The organism is Streptococcus agalactiae ATCC 13813, from assembly GCF_000186445.1.
GTDB classification, from domain to species: Bacteria; Bacillota; Bacilli; order Lactobacillales; family Streptococcaceae; genus Streptococcus; species Streptococcus agalactiae.
In genome coordinates this window covers 270,938-285,983 of sequence record NZ_GL636070.1, presented here as the reverse complement: position 1 = coordinate 285,983, position 15,046 = coordinate 270,938, and the positions used below count along the sequence as shown (strand labels likewise).

Below are 15,046 nucleotides of genomic sequence, written 5' to 3'. Positions count from 1 at the left end.
ATTCCTCAGTGGGTATGACTGGTTAAATCACTCATGGGTATTTCACTCGCTGTCCTTTTACGCTGGCAGCCTGAACGGTCAGAAGTATCATTGTCCTTATTTGTAGTCATGGCAGATAGAGGACCATTCTATTTTATAGCTGATTGTTATCGCTCCTATCCCTGCGAATCAAACTAAAATGCTCGACAAATAAGAAAGTCCCACCTCGGTTTATTCAATTGTCAATGAACAAATCAAGGAGAGACTATTTTTTTGATGGATACCTATAAGGAAAATCTGTAAGTCCTAATAGATAATCAATATTAACACCATAAATATTTGAAATTTTTATTAAGACTTCTGCAGACAATATTCTTCCCCCCTTTCTATTTTCGCATAAGCAGAATGAGTAAAGGAAAGAATAGTAGCAACTTCTTTTGAGTTAGGTCATTATCCTCTCTCAAATCTCTTATACGTTGGTACATCTAGCTTTCTCCTATGAAAAAGTATAGGATACTTTTAGACGTATTCTTTGAAATTGTCCTATTTGGACAGTGGTGATTAATTTGTAAACTTTTAAATTAAAATCACAACTATTTTCCAGTAAATCAAATGAAGAAGAGGTTAGTATATTGTTGCATAAAACTGAATTAACATAAATTTTCAGATTATTTATAACAAAAAAATAATACTCAACATATCTTCTTAATTGTGGATTTACAAACGTGATTAACTAGAATAGCTTTTAGACTATCATCCAAACATAATACTGACATTAACATGAATCAAACACCCTCTCTATAAAATAATTCAAAAGACAATACTGCCTTTTGAATTAAAAACTCTTCATAATTATCAACTATAATATTGTAATATCAAAACATTTCACTGCTGTTTCTCCAGGATTAACAAAACTTACTAATCGCTTATCCTCCACCGTGTCGTTTTCTTCCAATGATGTCGATAGACCACTCCATGGTTCTAAGGCAATAAACGAACTTTTATTTATTGTTGACCAGAGAATTAAATTCGGAAAATCAGAGAAATCTAATGTCAATCCTTTATCGTGTTTTTTTGAACGAAGTGATACACTTCTTGATTGAATATCATCTAAGGTAATAGCATCATAATCAAAAAGCGAATAGTCTAAATCGATAGTTTTTTGTTGGTTTAGGAAAGCAGTACGGTTCTGCACATCTAACAAGCCTGTTTCAGGAAATGCTTTAGGAACTTCACAGGTCTCCTCTTTTTCAAACTCCAGATAGTAATCTTCATACTGTTCACCATCAAATAGTGGGCAATTAAATCCAGGGTGGCCACCAATAAAGAAAGGCATTTTTTTATTATCTTCGTGATTTGTCACTTGATACTCTGTTCGAATTGTGTTGTCATTCAAAGTGTAGATAATTTTTAATTCAAACTGATAAGGAAAATTTTCCAACATGTTTTCATTTGGTGTGATTGTAAATGAAACACTATTTTCTGAGATTTGTTCAAAAGTAAAGTTTTCTTTTCGGACTAAACCATGACGAGGAATTTGTCCTTTATGAAAAGATCCATCTTCATTTTTGAAAAAGCCAATATCATTTCTTAAACTACCACAAATCGGAAAGAGGACAGGAGCTTGTCCGCTCCAGTATTCTGGATTACCTTGCCATAAATATTCTATCCCGTCACTGTCTTTAATAGAAGAAAGTGCGCCACCAAATTCTTTAAATTGTACTGTTAACTCTTCATTTGTTAATTCAATTACCATTTTATTCTCCCTATAAACAAAACAAGAGCGTTAGTGCGCTCACCAACACTCTTATTTTGTGTAAAAATGTATTAAAGAAGTATTTATAAAATTATTCAATCACTTGAGTTTCTGCTACTTTTTTATACCAGTAGGCACTCTTCTTAGGATAACGCTCTTGAGTTTCAAAATCGACATAGAAGAGACCGTAACGTTTTTCATAGCCATTTGACCATGAGAAGACATCCATTAATGACCACATGAAGTATCCTTTAACATTTGCACCATCTGCAATGGCATCACAAATAACTTCTAAGTGTTTTTTTACATAATCGATACGACCATCATCATAGACTGTATTATCTACAAACTCATCTTTGTAACCAAGACCATTTTCTGTGATATAAATTTTCTTGTAGTTAGGGTAATCGGCTTTGACACGCATGATTTGATCATATAGACCTTGTGGGAAGATAATCCAGTCCCAGTCCGTTTTTGGAACATCAACTGGTGCTTCTCGGCGACCAACACCTTTGATTTGATATTTAGAACTTCCCTTTTCCCCTTTACCATTATGAATAATTTCAGTCTCACCATCAAAAGCTTGCATCCAATCACTCATATAGTAGTTAATACCAAGGAAATCATTTAAATCTTTTGCAGCATCCAGTGCTACAAAATCTTCTTCACGAAGATCAAGTTCACCACCATTCACCTCAAGGATATGGTTAACACCTTCCATTGTTTTATCTGAATACTTACCAAGATAAGTTGCATCAAGAATAAATTTATTATGAATAATATCTTCAAGTTCAGCCGCTCTAACATCGTCAGGATTGTTAGCATCAAATGGATACTTAGTTGGAAGAGCATGGACAACACCGATTTCACCTGAATAGCCACCGTCTTTAAAGAGTTTCACGGCACGAGCATGAGAAACCATCATGTTATGGTGTGATTGGAAAACTTTAGCAAGATCATATTGAATACCTGGAGGGAATTTACCAACCAAGTATTGGCCATCACCAATAGGCCCAATTTCGTTAAATGTTGTCCAATAGTTAACTTCTGAGAATTCTTTAAAACAGAATTCTGCATAATTTACAAAATGTTCAATGTTCTCACGATTGAGGAAATCACCATCCGAGTGGAGAGCTTCTGGTGTATCAAAATGGTGAAGTGTAACAAAAGGCTCAACATGACGCTTATGACACTCTGCAAAGAGATTGTGGTAATATTCTACCCCTTTAGGATTAACTTCTCCTTTTCCTGTTGGAAAAATACGAGACCAGGCAATAGAGATACGGATGCCGTTGACACCAAATTCTTCACTTAGTTTCAAATCAACAGGGTAACGATTATAAAAATCACTTGCTGGTTCAGCAGTGTACCAATAGTTGTCTTCTAAGTATTTATCCCAAGCTACTGGTCCTTTGCCATCTGTGTGGGTAGCTCCTTCAGCTTGGTAAGCAGCTGTAGCACCACCAAAAATAAAATCTTTAGGTAATGTTTTAGTCATGATATACCTCTTCTAAATTTTCATTTCACTATAAAGGAAGATTGAGTCCCCCCAACCTTCCCTTGCGAAATATTATTTTTCCATTTGTTCTTTAACGAAGTCCAATGCACCTTGACCATCGCGAGTCAATTTGATGTATTGAGCCCCTTCTGTTTTAGCTAATTTAATATCAAGTTTATCAGTTTCCACTTTCATATCTTCATAGTTAGAAGCTACTTGAGGTGCAAGGATAACAAGTTGATATTGTGATAAAATCTCACGGTGAGCACCATAACTTCCTGCTGCTGCAGTGACAGGTACACCATATTCTTTAGCTGCTTTATTCAAAGCATTTGCTAGTAGTCCACTAGTACCACCACCGGCACAAAGAACGAGAACATTAGTTTGATCAGTGATTTCTTTAGTTTCTTTAGCTGCTGATTTTTCAAGAATAGCATCAGCTTTCTTAGTATCAAAGTTTGCTGCTACTTTTTCTTTGAGCGCATCTGATGAATTCGTACCTGCTGCTTCTTCAGCAAGAATTTGCTCATCGTATACTTTCAAGAATGGGTAATAGATAATGACATCAACAACGATTAACAAAGTTGCCAAAATGAATGCTAGCACTTGGAAGTTTGTCCCAAGAATAAGACCTAATGGTGCTGGTGTTGTCCAAGGCAAGTTTGCAGTAAAACTGTTCATTCCAAGTGTGTCAATAAAGAATTTGAAAATCCATACATTGACAATTGGTGCCAAGATAAATGGAATAAAGAAAATTGGGTTCAAAACAAGTGGAGCACCGAATAAGATAGGTTCGTTAACACCGAAGAATGTTGGAACAACAGATGCACGTCCAATGGCTTTGTTACGTTTTGATTTTGTTAACCACATGAACATGAATGGAACGACGAGAGTTGCACCAGTACCACCCATGGTAACGATGAACATTTGAGTCCCTGAAGTCAAGATCTTGTCCGCATGTTCACCAGCTTGAAGTAATTGAAGGTTGGTTTCAGCATTTGCGTAAGTAATCGCTGCAATGGCTGGTTCAACAATAGAAGGACCGTGGATACCAACAAACCAGAAGAAAGCAAATGCACCGAAGATAATAGTGATTCCAACATAACCATCTGCTGCTTGGAACAATGGTGCAAGAAGTTTACCAATCGATTCCGCAACGTTAACGCCTAATGTAGTATGAACAATCAATTCAATCACATAAAGCAGTACAACTGATAACGTAAATGGAATCAAGTCCTTAAATACTTGAGAAATATTAGGTGGAACCTCTTCAGGCATGCGAATAGTGACATTGTTTTTCACACAGACTTTATAGACATTTACGGTAATAAATGCTGCGATGAAGGCTGTCAACAAACCTTTTGTTCCCATAAATCCAGTTAAGAAACCACCGTCTTTTGCTGGATTAGCGGCCATTAGTAGAAAACCTACAATAGCAGCAAGCATGGTTGAAATAAAGTTGATTTGGTTCGTGCTAGGCAATGAGCGGTTCATTGAATCAGTTAATGCTTTCGCAGTCGTACCAGCCACAAACAAACCTAAAATACCCATTGAGTAATTGTATGGTGTCATCAAAAGATTCTCAATATCTTTACTCCAATGGAAGCCCCATGCGTTTGGAACATAGGCAATCAAAATAAAGATACTTGAGAACAAGATGACTGGCATACCAGCGATAAAACCATCACGAATAGCACGAAGATAGATATTTCGAGAAATTTTCTCGAAGAAAGGTTTCCCTTTCTCAATCTGAGCAATTAATCCATTCATTATTTTGCTCCTCTCTTATAAAGTTCAATCATGTGTTTCATTAAATCTTGCAATAAAATGGTAGTCATTAAATGATCTTGACCATGCATGAGAGTAACACTATATGCCAAATCTTCTCCCGCAGCTTCTTTTTGTAGTAGACTTGTTTGAGCATTATGAGCATCGTTCAAGCATTCACTACCTGCTGCGATTAATTCTTCTGCTTTAGCATAATTCCCTTCTTGCGCTGCTTTAAGAGCTTCTAGGAATTTAGAACGGGCATCACCAGCATAGGCTACGATTTCAAAACCTAAAAGAGTAGTTTCTTCTCTATTCATTGTAGTTTCCTCCGAAAATAATGTTAAATTTTTTCAGTCCAAGGACTTGCAGTTTTATCTAGTACTTTGTTTAATTCCTCAATATTTTTGAAACCTTCTGTACGCAGCCATTCACGAGCTGCTTCAGGTCCTTCTTCAATATAGACTTTTACAGATCCTGCCCAAGTAGCACGTCCACACAATACACCATTAAATTTTGCGCCTGATTCTGCTGCAAATTCCAAAGTATCTTGGAACAACTTGGCTGAAACACCTGCACTCAAGTAAATGTATGGTAAATCAGTAGAAGCTTCTTGATCACGGAAAGCTTGAGCTGCTTCTTCTTTTGTAAAGAGAACTTCACCTTCTGCAAAGCCTTCTACAAATTTCATGTTTACTGGAACTTCAACTTTCAACACGTCAACACCAAAGCGTTCTTCTGAGAATACTTTCATTGCTTCGTTAACTTTATGAGCTTTAACTTTTGCAAACTCAGGACTAGCATTGTCAGAGATTTTCTCATCATAAGTTAGAATTTCTAGGTAGAATGGAATATCTTCTGCTTGGCATTCAGAACCAATACGTTCAATGTAAGCTTTTTTCTGCTCATTGACATCTTTATCTCCATCAACATCATAGTAAAGAAGGAATTTAACTGCTTCTGCACCAGCTTCTTTAATACGTTTCGCAGACCAAACATCTAAACAATCAGGTAAGCGACTAGTTGTTGTTGCATCGTATCCTGTTTTTTCATATGCCAACAACAAGCCTGCTTCTTCTGAACGAACACGACTTGCTGGCAAGCCATATTCAGGATCAAGTAAAATTGATGATGCAAATGGTGTAAGTTCTTCAGAAACTAAACTTTTAAGCTCTTCAATTTGTTCTACTGTTGGTTCTTCTGTTTGATGTTGGGCCATCATACGTTTGAGAGCTCCACGTTGGTCGAAGGCTAAGGCAGAAATAACACCATCTACACTTAGTTTTTCCATGCTTTTACGTTTGTTTTCAGTTAAAGTAATTGTCATTTTTTATACCTCTTTGACTTTAATAGATTGATATAACTTATCGTAATTTTCCATGTTAACATGCCCAGTTGTTTTTTCTTGCGCATTTAACATACCTAAGACATTTGCTTTTGTTAATAAAGCTCGATCATCTTCATCATTCGCTAAACCCGAAGCGATACCTGCTACTGTAGAATCACCAGAACCTACAGCGCTTACAATTTCGATTTTAGGGATGTCAACTTTATAAAACGTATCCTTGTGTTTTGCAAATACACCATTAGCACCAAGAGAAACGATTATCCATTCAATTCCTTCAAATAGTTCATCTTGTAAGACTTCTTTTAAGGATTCAAAATCATTTGTCATTTCTTTACCTAGAAGTTGAGAAAGTTCTTCAAGATTAGGTTTGATAACTGTTGGTTTACTATCACCTTTCAATACTGCTTCTAGAGCATTTCCAGAACAATCCAGAACCGTTTTCTTTCCATTAAGGTTGGCAATAGTAATCAATTTCTGATAGTAATCATCTGGCATTCCCGCAGGAAGACTACCTGACATTGTCACTACGTCAACATCATTCAATAAATATTTAAAATGATTAGTAAATCCATCAATTTCATCTACACTTAACATCGGTCCTTTTTCTAAAATCTCAGTTTGATTACCTTCGTGTAATAAAGCTATACAAGTTCTGGTATCGCCTGAAATTTTATAGAAGCGACTTAAAATCGAATCAGGAAGATGATTAATGATAAAATCACCGCTTTCTCCACCTATACAACCAGTAGCTTTGACTGTTTCACCGAATTCATTAAGAACTCGGGAAACATTTAAGCCTTTACCACCAGGTGTCTTTGTAACATCTACAACTCGATTTACGGTATCGAATTGTAGCTCATCCAAAGGGTAGGAGACATCAATAGCTGGATTTAAAGTAACTGTTAAAATCACAATAGCTCCTTTTTCTATATTTATCCCTATATTAGTATATTCAAATATTAGTCGTGATATTCACCACGGTCCCATTTTTCTAAGAATTCATCAAAGAAGTGTGGGTTATTTTGATCCTGACTAGCATGTTGTAAGCTATCAATTTTTTCAATCAATTTTTTATTTTCTTCAGTTGGTTTGTATTCAGCAGCTAAGAAAGCATCGATAATATCATTCATCAGCAAACCACCGATAATTTTTCCACCAAAACCAATAACGTTTGCGTTAAGTTCTTCTTTTGAGTAGATAGCAGATGTCATGTCTCTGACGAGTGCTGAACGAATTCCAGGAACTTTATTTACGGCATTTGTAATACCAACACCAGTACCACAGATAACAACACCTAGTTCTGCTTCACCACTTGCTACTGCTTCACCAACTTTTTTACCAAAAATTGGATAGTGTGTGCGGACATTATCGTATGTACCGCAATCAATGATTTCATGACCTTGTGATTTCAAATAATCAACAACAGCGATTTTTTCATAAGTAACAATATGGTCACAACCTACAGCAATTTTCATTTTTGTTCTCCTTGTTTTAACCTATTTCAATCAATTAGCACATTTTATTAAGCATGTCGACACGAACTTGATGACGTCCACCATCATATTCACCTTCAACAAAGCCTTTGACAATGTTTTTTGCAATTCCTGGTGCACTAATTTCAGAACCAAGCGTAATGATTCGAGAGTTATTGTGACCTCTTGTCATGTATGCTGAGCGCTCATCTGATACTTCAGCTGCCACCATTCCTTTAATTTTAGTAGCCACCATGAAAGAACCAACACCATACGCATCAATTACAATACCCAAGTTATCTTCGGATGCATTAACTTCTTTTGCGACAGCGAGAGTTGTATCAACGAAGTCACGAACTTCATTTTCACTGACATCAATGACTTCGTATTTACCTTCTTTAAGGTAATCTTTGATAACATCTTTAAGTTCTGTACCTGCTTTGTCAGCACCGATAATAATTGCCATTTTATTTCTCCTATGATTTAGAATAAGTAAATGTGGAAAACCTACGTAGATAGTTAATTAACGATTTGCAAAATCTTTTGAAATAACGCTTACATTATTTCTATGACCTTATAATACACCTAACCAACATAAAAGTCAACACTTTTATGTTTATTTTTTGAAAAAATAAACGGTATATGTTTATTTTGTTTGGTTTTATGTCTCAAAAATGATGTTTTGTGTGTTTTCACAACTTTCATAAACCTTTAACAACAATAACTATTCTATTAATCAGTATTAAATCATTATTTCTTATTTTTTAGTAAACGTTTCATATAAAACATTTTTATGTTTTGTTAGTCTCCTTTTTAAAAATATTTTTGTTTGTTTTGTTTGATTTTTTGGTTGTTATTATGTTATGATACCTTTAATAGTTATATTATAAGAAACTGATAGGAGGTAAGAATGAAGAAGAAAGAACGTCATGAAAAAATTCTCGATATCTTAAAAGTTGACGGTTTTATAAAAGTAAAAGATATTATCGATGAAATGAACGTCTCAGATATGACCGCTAGGCGAGATCTTGATACATTAGCAGATGAAGGATTACTTATCAGGACTCATGGTGGAGCTCAATACTTAGATAACCCTTCAACAAATGACGAAGGCCACGAGAAAACGCACACCGAAAAGAAAGTCTTACAAACTAACGAAAAGAAACAAATCGCACAAAGAGCTAACGATATTATTAAAGATGGTGAAACTGTCTTTATAGGTCCAGGAACAACTTTAGAGCATCTAGCTGTCGAATTGAAAAATAGAAATATAAGAGTTATTACAAATAGCCTTCCTGTTTTTCTGATTTTACATCCGAGCACTACTATTGACTTGATTTTAATTGGTGGTGAGTGTCGTGAAATTACTGGTGCTTTTGTTGGGGCTATTGCAATTAATAACCTAGAATCATTAACATTTTCAAAAGCTTTTGTCAGTGCAAATGCTGTTTATAATAATTCGATTGCTACCTACAGTGACCTCGAAGGAGAGGTTCAAAGAGTTGCCTTGAATAATGCTGTTGAGAAAATCCTTCTAGTTGATAGTACCAAGTTTGAAAGTTATGATTTCTATAACTTCTACCAGCTAGAACGAATGGATTTAATTGTGACTGATAAAAATGTGACAACTGAAATGATAGAAAAGTATGAGAAATTTTCTAAAATAATTATTGCTGATAAGTAATAATAGCTTTCAAAAAGGATAATCTAGATACTTCTTAATTTATTATTAAGGAGTGTCTTTTTCTATCGAATTTTTTAGTACACCTTATTTATGTTAGTTTTTTCTAACGTAATAACGAACATTCTTAGCAAAAGTCAAAGTAGTAATAATCGTGAGTGATTCTCGTGTTGATACTGTAGTTGAAGCTATCATTTCGGCAGTTCAAACTGGAGAAATTGGAGATAGTAAAATTTTTATTATTCCAATTGAAGATGCTATTAGAATTCGAACTGGACAAAATAGAGATGAGGCTTTGTAACATCATTAAGGTAAATACTTAAAGGCTATTCAAAAATTATTACTATTTACATTAAAAATCCCTCTGTGACGATGGACATCAAGAATTAAACTTTGATTTTAATTCTTGACGTCATCAGTCTATTTGCAGAGGGGTTTTATAGCGTTTAATACATGTTTAAAGCTCTAAGTACTTATTAAAGACTGTCTCAATTTCTTCGATCTCATGTGCTTCTTTAAAATCATTTTTAAAGTCATTTTTCATAAGAATTCTAGCAATTTTTGAGAGATAAGTCAGATGAGTTGAACCAACTTCTGTCTCTGGAATAAATAAGGCTATAACAGAATCAATGAGTTTACCGTCCATAGACTCCCACTCAACTCCATTTTTTAGTTTTAAAACAGCAATACCTGGTTTTATGACCGCTTGACTTTTAGCATGTGGAATAGCAAATCCATCCATCATGCCTGTTGTTCCTTCTTCTTCACGAGATAACAAACTTTTATAGACTTGATCAGTATCATCTGCATAATCGTTTTCGACAACAAGACCTGCAAGATAAGCGAACACATCTTTTTTTAGTGGCATATCAACATCCACCCGAATTAAATTTTTATCAATCATTCTTTAAACCCCTTTATTTATTTTAGACTTTTGTAAAAGTCCCATAAGGAGACCGGATATAACCGCCCCGATAAAAATTGCTAAGACCCATAGAGCTGCGTGTGTCACAACAGGCAGTACCAAGAAGCCACCGTGTGGCGCAGGGACTTGAACTTTCCAAAGATATGTAAGTACAGCTCCAATTGAAGAGCCAATCATTAAGATAGGGAGATTACGTAATGGATCTTTAGCAGCAAATGGAATAGCCCCTTCAGTTATATGAGTTGATCCAAGAATCAAGTTAGCAAGACCAGCGTTTTTATCTTCTTCGCTGTAATATTTACGGAAGAACAAAGTTGCAAAGAATGTTGTCAGTGGTGGTACGATACAAGCAGCTGATACACCTGCCATAAATGTTGTGTTACCTTGACCAAGAAGAACAGTACCTGTTACGTAGGCAGCCTTATTGATAGGTCCACCCATGTCAAAAGCACTCATGCAACCAATAATAATTCCAAGAAGGAGAGGATTCGCATTTTCAAAACCTGCTAACCATGACATCATGGATTCATTAACCCAAGCCATTGGTGCATTTATCAGTGCCATAAAACATCCGGTTAGAAAAACTCCTATAACGGGATATAAAAAGATTGCTTTCAAACCATCTAGTGATTTAGGGAGACCCTTAAGAAGTTTAATTAAACCAAGAACGATATACCCCGCTGCAAAACCGCCTAAAATACCTCCTAAGAAACCCGATCCTCCATTCGCTGCCATGAGACCAGCTACTAGACCGGCAACAAAACCTGGTCTTTTAGCAATAGATTCAGCAATAAAAGCCGCCAAAACAGGTGTCATCATTCCCATTGCAACACCACCGATATCATTTTTTAGCATAGCCGCAAACCAGTTATATTGGTCACTTTTAGGGTCAAATGAAAAAATACCAAACAAGAAAGATACAGCGACAAGCACTCCACCAGCTACCACAAAAGGTAACATGTGAGAAACACCATTCATCAAATGTTTATAAATTTGACGACCGAAATTTTCACGATGTTCTTGCTTTTCTTCAACAACATCTTCTTTAATATCGCCTTTTTGAATAAAACCTTTGCCATCTATTGCATCTTGCACTAGTTTTTCAGCATTTTTGATACCTTCTCCTACAGATACATTGATAACTCTTTTACCAGCAAAGCGTTCTGCTTGAACATCCTTATCTGCTGCTATAATAACGGCATCTGCATTCGCAATTTCTTCTTGTGTCAGTTGATTTTCCACACCAATTTGACCGTGCGTCTCAACTTTGATTGAGACATTCTTATCTTTGGCAGCCTGTTCAAGAGCTTCTTGAGCCATGTACGTGTGAGCAATACCTGTTGGACAGCCTGTTGCTGCTATAATTTTATAAACCATCTGTAATCTCCTTAATTTTGATTTGTTTTTTTAATAATTCAACATCAGTAAAATCTGTAAGTCCTGGTCGAAAGGCCGTTGATGAGCCTGCTGCTACTGCTTGAGCAAGACATTCCACTTCGGAGTGTCCTTTCAATTTATTGGCAAGAAATGTTCCCAAAAGTGTATCTCCCGCACAAGCTGTGTTAACAACTGTTCCGCTTGGTGCGTTTGCAAAATAGACCGAGTCACTTATGAGTAAACAGCCTTCTCCCCCCAATGAAATGAGAACATTTTTCGCTCCTTTTTCCTGAAGTAATTTTCCTTTTTCGACTAAATCATTTAATGAAGGATTTTCTAGTTGAAACCATTCTGATATTTCTTCGTCATTTGGCTTAATTAAATATGGTTTAAATACTAAACACTCAATTAGTTTTGAATCGCTGATATCATAAATGAGATTTATCCCTCTTTTTTGGCAAATTTGGCCAATTTTTAAAAAAATTTCTGTGGAGATCCCCCTTGGCAAGCTTCCTGATACAATCAAGAAGTCATCTTGGTTTAAGGATTCAAATTGCTTTAATAGCTCTTCCTGGGATTCTTTTGATATAATCGGTCCCTTGTTAACCAATTTGAATTCCTGATTTTTCGACATGACCTGAGTGAATACATTTATCCTAGTCGTTCCATCTACTTTGACAAAATTTGCCAAAATAGCTTGTTTTTTTAACTCATCTTCGATAAAATCACCTGTAAAACCAGCTTTAAATCCTAAAGGTGTACTATCAATACCGAGTTTTTTTAAAATAATTGAAACGTTAACCCCTTTACCATTTGCTTGTAACTCATCATAGATGGTCCTATTAACTTTTTTATCCTCCATATCTTCTGTCTGAATAAACATATCTATCGCAAGATTCATTGTGCAAGTATAGACCGACATAAAATCACCACTCTTTTATTTTTTTTATTATCATTAAAATAACACAAATAGCTTGTAAGGGTTTTCTGATATTCAAGCAATATTGAAATGCTTTACATTACTTTCGGAGAATATATGACGACATCAAAAAAACAACTAACACAAACCGAGACTTACACTTGGGATTATTTAAATGAGCATTTTCAAGAAATTATCAACCTCAATATTTCCGAAGTCGGAGAGATTATCAGTGTTTCTACCGCTACTATTACCAGAACGCTTCAAAAAAAGGGGTATCGTGGCTTTGTAGATTTTAAACACAGTATGGCCAATAATGCTCAGGATGAATTAAATATCCTAACAGAACCTCTATTGAATGACGAAACTAAGATTTCAATTTTAAAAAGTTACCAGGAAGTCACTCGAACATTGAATATGCTAGATTTAAAAACTCTCAATAACGTGGTGGATCTCTTACTAGATACAGAAAAAGTCATCATTTTTGCACGTGGTTTTTCAGAATTATTGGGAACAGAAATGCAAACTAAATTGTTGCTCTTAGGCATCTATACTGAACTCTATACCGATCCCAATATCATTCGTACCATTAGTAAACGTTTAGATACAAAAACGTGTGTCATCTTTATTTCACTAAATGGTGAAACGCACTCTTTACAAAATGCTGCTAGCAACTGTCAAGAACGACTGATACCCAGTGTTTTAATTAGTTCCAATCAAGCTGGAAATCTCGGAAAGCTAACGGCTTATCAATTATATGGGTTTAAGACAGAATTAACCTATTTCCCTGATTTCGAGGTCCATTCAAGATTGCCACTTTATATTATTATGAGGCTACTTTTAGATACTCTAGCAGTAAATATGAAAGCGTAAATGCTAACCATTCTAAAACACCTACGCTCCTGCACAGGTGTTTTAAAATTTTTATTGAAGTGGACTTAATCTTCTTTCCAAACGTCATCAATGATTTCTTTCACTAAAGCTAGTTTCTTCCATTGATCTTCCTCAGTTAGGATATTACCTTCTTCAGTTGATGCAAATCCACATTGCGTTGATAGCCATAAGTTTTCTAGTGGCAGATACTTTTTAGCTTCTTGGATTCGTTTGATAACAGCTTCTTTTTCCTCCAATTTTCCATTTTTTGAAGTAATAAGTCCTAAAACTGCAACTTTTTCCTTTGGTAAGTGACTTAATGGCTCAAAACCCCCAGAACGTTCATCATCAAATTCCAAGAAATAAGTCTCTGCATTTTCTCGAGCAAAGAAGGCTTCCGCAACATCATCATATGGCCCTTTAGAAGCATATGTTGAATGGTAATTTCCTCTACATACATGTGTATTGATCATCAAATCATTTGGTAGATCTTTGATAGCATTGTTATTAACAAAAAGGTAATCTTCAATAACATCTTGCTTACTCAATCCTTCTCTTTGTCTTGTTTGCCAGTAATCTTCATCAATTAACATGCCCCATGTACAATCATCCAGTTGAATTGTTCTAGCACCAGCTTCGTAAAGTGTTAAAATTTCTTCCCTGTAAACTCTCGCTATATCCGTTAAAAATGAGCCTCTATCTTGATAAAAATCACCGATAGAATTGGCATTCTTACCTCGTTCCAATTCCGCCAAAAATTGTGCTGGAGCTGGAATGGTAATTTTGGCTTCAACTCCTTTATCATCGGCTATTTTCTTGTAAAACTCAAAATGAGAGATAAAAGGATGTTTTTCTTTTGTAAACCCTAATGTCCCACGCAAAACAGCGGTATCATCTCGAGTTTCTTCATCGTGAAATAGGTAACCACGACCAAAATGCTCATGTGATACACCATTGAATCCCCAAAAATTATCTAAATGCCAGTAGGAACGACGAAATTCACCATCAGTAATTTTATCAAGACCTGCCGCAACCTGTTTATTCACCAACTCTATAATAGCTTTATCTTCAACTTCTTTTAATGCTTCCTTGGAAATATCACCATTATCAAATTGTTGTCTCGCTACCTTTAATTCTTCAGGACGTAAAAAGGAACCAACATGCTCAAAATACTTCTTAACCATAGACATCACCTCATATAAATTTTTAAATAGTTTACCAAACAATACTATAAGAGTAAATTATATATTTCTAATGATTTGATATAGTTATTGGTTATATCTTTTTAACTAGGATAACGACCTATGGTATGAATTTATTCCTTAAAAAATGAATCATACCAAAGAAATATCATCCCGATTTTCTCTCTCAAGTGTATTTCCTTTATTTAACAAGCTCACAAACATCTCCAATCTTCTAGCTAATCCTTCGTACTCATCAAGATAATGTCT

General features: G+C 35.3%; 14 protein-coding genes and 2 pseudogenes. 3 read left to right on the top strand and 13 right to left on the bottom strand.

Features of this window, described 5'->3' with window-relative positions; all coding sequences use genetic code 11:
- Positions 1 to 244: 244 nt before the first annotated feature.
- The 9 genes and pseudogenes from HMPREF9171_RS01000000112905 to lacA all read right to left on the bottom strand — a co-directional run bounded on the left by HMPREF9171_RS01000000112905 (position 245) and on the right by lacA (position 8,286).
- Positions 245 to 464: pseudogene (locus tag HMPREF9171_RS01000000112905) on the bottom strand (helix-turn-helix domain-containing protein).
- A gap of 374 nt (positions 465 to 838) precedes the next feature.
- A complete protein-coding gene (locus tag HMPREF9171_RS111560) occupies positions 839 to 1,735 on the bottom strand; it encodes an aldose 1-epimerase family protein (protein WP_000234210.1) in 897 nt (298 codons plus the stop codon).
- Between the two features lie 91 nt (positions 1,736 to 1,826).
- Positions 1,827 to 3,233 carry a 6-phospho-beta-galactosidase gene (gene lacG, locus HMPREF9171_RS111565; protein ID WP_000169292.1) on the bottom strand — a complete coding sequence of 469 codons (1,407 nt, stop codon included), beginning with the start codon at positions 3,231 to 3,233 and terminating at the stop codon, positions 1,827 to 1,829.
- 72 nt (positions 3,234 to 3,305) lie between these two features.
- The gene (locus tag HMPREF9171_RS111570; RefSeq protein WP_001013687.1) at positions 3,306 to 5,003 is read right to left on the bottom strand and encodes a lactose-specific PTS transporter subunit EIIC; all 1,698 of its coding nucleotides are present in this window, start codon (positions 5,001 to 5,003) and stop codon (positions 3,306 to 3,308) included.
- A complete protein-coding gene (locus tag HMPREF9171_RS111575) occupies positions 5,003 to 5,320 on the bottom strand; it encodes a PTS lactose/cellobiose transporter subunit IIA (protein WP_001078303.1) in 318 nt (105 codons plus the stop codon). The genes HMPREF9171_RS111570 and HMPREF9171_RS111575 overlap by 1 nt, the downstream gene beginning before the upstream one ends.
- Before the next feature lie 23 nt (positions 5,321 to 5,343).
- Positions 5,344 to 6,327: a tagatose-bisphosphate aldolase gene (gene lacD / locus HMPREF9171_RS111580; RefSeq protein WP_000156583.1), complete on the bottom strand. Its 984-nt coding sequence runs from the start codon at positions 6,325 to 6,327 to the stop codon at positions 5,344 to 5,346.
- A gap of 3 nt (positions 6,328 to 6,330) precedes the next feature.
- Positions 6,331 to 7,260, bottom strand: coding sequence for a tagatose-6-phosphate kinase (locus tag HMPREF9171_RS111585; protein ID WP_000604235.1), 930 nt, complete (start codon positions 7,258 to 7,260; stop codon positions 6,331 to 6,333).
- Between the two features lie 47 nt (positions 7,261 to 7,307).
- Entirely contained in the window at positions 7,308 to 7,823 is a 516-nt protein-coding gene (lacB, locus tag HMPREF9171_RS111590) for a galactose-6-phosphate isomerase subunit LacB (protein WP_000686159.1), read from the bottom strand.
- A gap of 34 nt (positions 7,824 to 7,857) precedes the next feature.
- On the bottom strand, positions 7,858 to 8,286 hold the full coding sequence (lacA, locus tag HMPREF9171_RS111595; protein WP_000974604.1) for a galactose-6-phosphate isomerase subunit LacA: 429 nt from the start codon (positions 8,284 to 8,286) through the stop codon (positions 7,858 to 7,860).
- A 444-nt stretch (positions 8,287 to 8,730) separates the two neighbouring features.
- Here lacA and HMPREF9171_RS111600 point away from each other — a divergent pair, with 444 nt between their 5' ends.
- Both HMPREF9171_RS111600 and HMPREF9171_RS111605 read left to right on the top strand, forming a co-directional pair.
- On the top strand, positions 8,731 to 9,504 hold the full coding sequence (locus HMPREF9171_RS111600) for a DeoR/GlpR family DNA-binding transcription regulator (RefSeq protein ID WP_000726049.1): 774 nt from the start codon (positions 8,731 to 8,733) through the stop codon (positions 9,502 to 9,504).
- Positions 9,505 to 9,634: 130 nt separating this feature from the next.
- Positions 9,635 to 9,802, top strand: a pseudogene (locus HMPREF9171_RS111605) (P-II family nitrogen regulator); the annotation flags it as partial.
- Between the two features lie 156 nt (positions 9,803 to 9,958).
- Here the strand turns inward: HMPREF9171_RS111605 and HMPREF9171_RS111610 are convergent.
- The 3 genes from HMPREF9171_RS111610 to pfkB are packed head-to-tail and all read right to left on the bottom strand — an operon-like array spanning position 9,959 to position 12,725.
- Positions 9,959 to 10,405, bottom strand: coding sequence for a PTS sugar transporter subunit IIA (locus tag HMPREF9171_RS111610; RefSeq protein ID WP_000565917.1), 447 nt, complete (start codon positions 10,403 to 10,405; stop codon positions 9,959 to 9,961).
- 3 nt (positions 10,406 to 10,408) lie between these two features.
- Positions 10,409 to 11,803 (bottom strand): PTS fructose transporter subunit IIC, encoded by a 1,395-nt coding sequence (locus HMPREF9171_RS111615; RefSeq protein WP_000262562.1) that lies wholly within the window; start codon positions 11,801 to 11,803, stop codon positions 10,409 to 10,411.
- Positions 11,793 to 12,725 (bottom strand): 1-phosphofructokinase, encoded by a 933-nt coding sequence (pfkB, locus tag HMPREF9171_RS111620; RefSeq protein ID WP_000118168.1) that lies wholly within the window; start codon positions 12,723 to 12,725, stop codon positions 11,793 to 11,795. Before pfkB ends, HMPREF9171_RS111615 begins: the two co-directional genes overlap by 11 nt.
- Before the next feature lie 114 nt (positions 12,726 to 12,839).
- Between pfkB and HMPREF9171_RS111625 the strand changes: the two genes are divergently transcribed.
- A complete protein-coding gene (locus HMPREF9171_RS111625; RefSeq protein WP_000213557.1) occupies positions 12,840 to 13,595 on the top strand; it encodes a MurR/RpiR family transcriptional regulator in 756 nt (251 codons plus the stop codon).
- Between the two features lie 65 nt (positions 13,596 to 13,660).
- On the opposite strand, the gene HMPREF9171_RS111630 is transcribed toward HMPREF9171_RS111625, so the two are convergent.
- Positions 13,661 to 14,779, bottom strand: a complete 1,119-nt coding sequence (locus tag HMPREF9171_RS111630) for a 5-methyltetrahydropteroyltriglutamate--homocysteine S-methyltransferase (protein WP_000239720.1) — start codon at positions 14,777 to 14,779, stop codon at positions 13,661 to 13,663.
- Positions 14,780 to 15,046 lie beyond the last annotated feature (267 nt).